Origin of the sequence: Proteus genomosp. 6, assembly GCF_040139785.1 — a bacterium.
Lineage (GTDB): Bacteria > Pseudomonadota > Gammaproteobacteria > Enterobacterales > Enterobacteriaceae > Proteus.
This window is the reverse complement of sequence record NZ_JBEEVJ010000030.1, coordinates 1-3,819: the sequence shown is the minus strand read 5'-3', so window position 1 is coordinate 3,819 and position 3,819 is coordinate 1. Positions and strand designations below refer to the sequence as shown.

Annotated in this window: 7 protein-coding genes and 1 pseudogene; all 8 read right to left on the bottom strand. The window is 63.1% G+C overall.

Annotated elements, in window-relative coordinates:
• Positions 1–10: 10 nt before the first annotated feature.
• A pseudogene (locus ABN212_RS18955) lies at positions 11–76 on the bottom strand (EAL domain-containing protein); the annotation flags it as partial.
• Between the two features lie 32 nt (positions 77–108).
• On the bottom strand, positions 109–321 hold the full coding sequence (locus ABN212_RS18540; protein ID WP_000993245.1) for a DUF3330 domain-containing protein: 213 nt from the start codon (positions 319–321) through the stop codon (positions 109–111).
• A 65-nt stretch (positions 322–386) separates the two neighbouring features.
• Positions 387–623 carry a broad-spectrum mercury transporter MerE gene (gene merE, locus ABN212_RS18535; RefSeq protein WP_001087807.1) on the bottom strand — a complete coding sequence of 79 codons (237 nt, stop codon included), beginning with the start codon at positions 621–623 and terminating at the stop codon, positions 387–389.
• Positions 620–985, bottom strand: coding sequence for a mercury resistance co-regulator MerD (gene merD, locus ABN212_RS18530; RefSeq protein WP_001277466.1), 366 nt, complete (start codon positions 983–985; stop codon positions 620–622). Before merD ends, merE begins: the two co-directional genes overlap by 4 nt.
• A gap of 17 nt (positions 986–1,002) precedes the next feature.
• A complete protein-coding gene (merA, locus tag ABN212_RS18525) occupies positions 1,003–2,688 on the bottom strand; it encodes a mercury(II) reductase (protein ID WP_000209296.1) in 1,686 nt (561 codons plus the stop codon).
• Positions 2,689–2,726: 38 nt separating this feature from the next.
• Positions 2,727–3,152, bottom strand: a complete 426-nt coding sequence (gene merC, locus ABN212_RS18520; protein WP_000522996.1) for an organomercurial transporter MerC — start codon at positions 3,150–3,152, stop codon at positions 2,727–2,729.
• Between the two features lie 27 nt (positions 3,153–3,179).
• Complete coding sequence (gene merP / locus ABN212_RS18515; protein ID WP_000732275.1) at positions 3,180–3,455, bottom strand: mercury resistance system periplasmic binding protein MerP; 276 nt, start codon at positions 3,453–3,455, stop codon at positions 3,180–3,182.
• A gap of 15 nt (positions 3,456–3,470) precedes the next feature.
• On the bottom strand, positions 3,471–3,819 hold a 349-nt coding region (merT, locus tag ABN212_RS18510; RefSeq protein WP_038885573.1), incomplete at its 5' end, for a mercuric ion transporter MerT.

Below are 3,819 nucleotides of genomic sequence, written 5' to 3'. Positions count from 1 at the left end.
TATTGAACTGTCAGGAGCTGGCTGCACAACAGCCATTACGCCCAATCAACTGGTGCAGTCGTCTTCTGAAAATGACACATGGCATCTGACATCAAGTTAGGGTATGCCTCAATCTGACGGCTGCGAACCGCCAGGGACAGGCGCAATGTCAGATTCTGTCGCGGCCTTGGCGCGTGCCTGGAAGCGTTCATAGCAATCCAGCCCGCAGAAATGTTCGACGTATTCCGCGCCTTCCGGGGTGAAGGCGGCATCGAGCGGAATTTCTTTGCAGCATACGCAGCAGGTGGTGCAACTGGCAGTGTTCGGGGCGTTTGCGTTCATGGTGGTACTCCTCCAGATTGGTAGCGAAGCTCAAAGCTGCCCACTCTCGGCTGGCTGGGAAGCGGTCATGATCTTCCCTTGAAGGCCCGCAGCAGCCGCGTCACAGACAGGACAAACAAGCCGGTCAGCGTGAGGGCTGCAATACCCCAGTGCTCCCCGATGAACGCGCCGGCCGTCGTGCCGGCTAGCACAATGGCGAGAATCGGCAAATGGCAGGGACAGGTGAGCACGGCCAGCGCGCCCCACAAGTAGCCGGTGATCGGTTTGTGCGTCTCAGACGGCAAGTGCTCTGGGCTGTTCATGGCAGACTCTCCGCGTGCTGTGCCGGTTCGGTTGGCATGGCGGCCAGTTGCATTTCGAGGCTGGCCAGGGCCTCGCGCCGACGCTCGACGAGTTGCCGCAACACGGCAAGCTGCGCAGACGCACCGTCACCGTCCGCAGCATCCAGCGCCCGGCACAGCCGCGCCAGTGCGTCCAGGCCGATACCCGCTTCGAAGGCAGCCCGTACAAAGCGCAGCCGTTGCAACGCGGTGTCATCGAACAAGCCGTAGCCGCCCGTGGTGTACGCGACCGGCCGTAGCAATCCGCGCAGCAGGTAGTCGCGCACGATATGCACGCTCACCCCGGCATCAAGGGCCAGCCGGGACACTGTGTAGGCGCTCATTGAACACCTCCTTTTCCTCATCCGGCGCAGCACGAAAGCTGCTTCACGTCCTTGCTGAAGGTCTGCGCCGCGAGCTTCAGCCCTTCGACCATGGTCAGGTAGGGGAACAATTGGTCGGCCAGTTCCTGCACGGTCATACGGTTGCGAATGGCGAGCACCGCCGTCTGGATCAGTTCACCCGCTTCCGGGGCCACCGCTTGCACGCCGATGAGCCGTCCGCTACCTTCCTCGATGACCAGCTTGATGAAGCCGCGTGTGTCGAAGTTGGCAAGCGCACGCGGCACGTTATCCAGTGTTAGCAGGCGACTGTCGGTCTCGATCCCGTCGTGATGTGCTTCCGCCTCGCTGTAGCCCACGGTGGCGACCTGCGGGTCGGTGAACACCACGGCCGGCATTGCGGTCAGGTCCAGGGCCGCATCGCCGCCAGTCATGTTGATCGCCGCACGAGTGCCGGCCGCTGCCGCCACATAGACGAACTGCGGCTGGTCGGTGCAGTCGCCGGCCGCGTAGATGTTCGGGCTACTGGTGCGCATGCCCTTGTCGATGACGATGGCCCCCTGCGCATTGACGGCTACCCCCGCCGCTTCCAATGCCAGGCTGCGCGTGTTCGGTGTCCGGCCGGTGGCGACCAGCAGCTTGTCGGCGCGCAATTCACCGTGCGTGGTGGTCAGCACGAATTCACCGTCCATATGGGCGACCTGGCTGGCTTGCGTGTGCTCCAGCACCTCGATGCCCTCGGCACGGAAAGCGGCTGTCACCGCCTCGCCGATGGCCGGGTCTTCACGGAAGAACAAGGTATTGCGCGCCAGGGCCGTGACCTTGCTGCCCAGCCGGGCAAAGGCTTGCGCCAGCTCCAGCGCCACCACCGACGAGCCGATTACGGCAAGGCGTTCGGGAATGGTGTCGCTCGCCAGGGCCTCGGTGGAAGTCCAGTAGGGTGACTCTTTCAAGCCCGGAATCGGCGGGACCGCCGGGCTGGCACCCGTGGCGACCAGGCAGCGGTCGAACATCACGACGCGCTCGCCACCCTCGTTCAAACTAACGATAAGGCTCTGGTCGTCCTTGAAACGCGCTTCACCGTGCAGAACGGTGATGGCTGAATTGCCGTCCAGGATGCCTTCGTACTTGGCATGACGGAGTTCTTCGACACGGGCCTGCTGCTGGGCCAGCAGCCGCTCGCGCAAGATCGTCGGCGGTGTGGGTGGCATGCCGCCGTCGAATGGGCTTTCCCGGCGCAGATGGGCGATGTGGGCGGCGCGGATCATGATCTTGGACGGCACACAACCGACGTTGACGCAGGTGCCGCCGATGGTGCCGCGCTCAATCAGCGTGACCTGCGCGCCTTGCTCGACGGCCTTCAGTGCTGCCGCCATCGCGGCTCCACCGCTACCAATGACGACGACCTGCAACGGGCGTTCGTTGCCACTGGGCTTATCAGCGGCCCCTATCCAGCCGCGCATCTTGTCGAGCAGGCCGGCGCGGTTGTCCGTCGGTGGCGCATCGGCAAGCGTTGCCTCGTAGCCCAGTCCGGCCACGGCGGTAGTCAGCGCATCCGATGACGTGCCCGCCTCAATGGCGAGTTGCGCTGTGCCCTTCGGATAGGACACCAGCGCCGATTGCACGCCGGGCACTTTCTCCAAGGCTTCCTTGACGTGAGCCGCGCACGAGTCGCAGGTCATCCCGGTGATTTTCAAGGTGGTCATGTATTTTTCCTTTTCTGTGGTGGCTACGGCTGTTGCCGTCAGCCACGTTGTTCTGGCAATTCACAGCTGTCCGGCCCGCAGCGGCGATGTGCTGGCGAGATGAAATCCCAGACCGACACCCCAACCATCAAGGCCAGGCCGACATAGAGCAGTCCACCGCTCTGCCAGCCGTAAGCCCGCATTAAAAACACCGCTGCCAGCACCAAGATCGGGCCTATCGTGCCGAGCGCCGTGCGTCGCCACTGTCGATGATTGAGCCAAGCGATAGCATTGGCGAGTAACGCGATGCCGGCGAACATCGGCAGCAGGATGCCAATGAATAGCCCCTCGTACTGGCTCAAGAAGCCCAGTCCGATGGCCGCGCCAAAGCTGGCGATGGCAGGAAAACAGGCGGCGCAGCCCATCGCGGAAACGACGCTGCCGAGCGCGCCGGTTTTGCCAGCGATGCGCGTGATGAGTCCCATGTGTCGCTCCCGAGTTCGGTTAACGGATCAGCGTTTGAGGCTGGACGGATAGCCCGCGTCCTCGGTCGCCTTGGTCAACTTCTGGACGTTGGTCTTGGCATCGTCGAAGGTGACGACGGCCTGGCGCTTGTCGAAACTTACGTCGGTCTTGCTCACGCCCTCAACCTTGGAAAGCGCGTGCTTGACAGTGATCGGGCAAGAGGCGCAGGTCATGCCAGGCACGGACAGCGTGACGGTCTGGGTGGCGGCCCACACGGGGGCAACAACGGCAGCGAGGGCGAGGGCGGCAAACAGTTTTTTCATGATGAACTCCTGTGATTAATAGAAAAATGGCATGACGTAGGGAAATCCGAGCGAGACCAGGACCAGCGCGGCCACGATCCAGAAAATGAGCTTGTAAGTAGCTCGCACTTGGGGAATCGCGCAGACCTCACCCGGTTTGCAGGCTTGCGCCGGGCGGTAGATGCGCCGCCAGGCGAAAAACAGCGCGACCAGCGCTGCGCCGATGAAGATCGGGCGATAGGGTTCCAGCACCGTCAGGTTGCCGATCCATGCCCCGCTGAACCCCAAGGCGATCAAAACCAGCGGCCCCAGGCAGCAGGCCGACGCAAGAATGGCGGCCAGCCCACCGGCGAAGAGCGCGCCGCGCCCGTTTTGTGGTTCAGAC

Coding starts and splice junctions, on each gene's coding strand:
- ABN212_RS18540 (WP_000993245.1), bottom strand. CDS start 321: ATGAACGCAAACGCCCCGAACACTGCCAGTTGCACCACCTGCTGCGTA.
- merE (WP_001087807.1), bottom strand. CDS start 623: ATGAACAGCCCAGAGCACTTGCCGTCTGAGACGCACAAACCGATCACC.
- merD (WP_001277466.1), bottom strand. CDS start 985: ATGAGCGCCTACACAGTGTCCCGGCTGGCCCTTGATGCCGGGGTGAGC.
- merA (WP_000209296.1), bottom strand. CDS start 2,688: ATGACCACCTTGAAAATCACCGGGATGACCTGCGACTCGTGCGCGGCT.
- merC (WP_000522996.1), bottom strand. CDS start 3,152: ATGGGACTCATCACGCGCATCGCTGGCAAAACCGGCGCGCTCGGCAGC.
- merP (WP_000732275.1), bottom strand. CDS start 3,455: ATGAAAAAACTGTTTGCCGCCCTCGCCCTCGCTGCCGTTGTTGCCCCC.